1 pseudogene is annotated in these 662 nt (G+C 28.2%); it reads left to right on the forward strand.

From position 1 onward, the window contains the following. Positions 1-233, forward strand: a pseudogene (locus tag GQ593_RS13940) (hypothetical protein); the annotation flags it as partial. Positions 234-662: the final 429 nt, after the last annotated feature.

Below are 662 nucleotides of genomic sequence, written 5' to 3' on the forward strand. Positions count from 1 at the left end.
CTAGAGCTGAATTGGATAATTTTAGTATTGCTGTTATTGACAAAATTGATAGGCTTAGTGAATTATTATGCGATGAACATTATACACTTAAAATAACAATAATCTCTGATGAATACTTTAATTCTAAATTTGAAAGTTATATAAAAGAAATCCTAACAAATAATTTCATACAATGGGAACGGTCAATTTGGTCTCCTGTCGAAGTTACTCCACTGAGTGAGCGAAATAATTAATTTAGTTGACAAGGATCGTAAAAAAGGAAGGCAACGTGTAATACTTAGTACTTATGATCATATTTTTAATGTAATAGGTAGATATGAAATTAAATATTACTAAAAATAAAATCATAGAAGCTGGTTCTATAATTAAATGTATGTAGGATAAATAGCTACGACAATGCTAATAGTAATTAAGTTAATAAAGGTTTAATGTCAACAATGGCGGGATGGGTATGGGCTCTAATATTAAACAGGGCTTGTAAGATGGAGAGTTAGATGAATATACATAAAAGATGGTTAACTTTTGTATTAGTTGATAATAATAATTCATTTAAAGAAATGCTGGCTAAGATAGAACAAGCATTTAAATGTAAATTATCCTGTAAAGATGAAAAAGGTCGTTATATTGCTAGAGCTGAATTGGATAATTTTAGTATTGCTGTT

It is taken from the genome of Gilliamella sp. Pas-s25, assembly GCF_009795885.1.
GTDB lineage: Bacteria > Pseudomonadota > Gammaproteobacteria > Enterobacterales > Orbaceae > Gilliamella.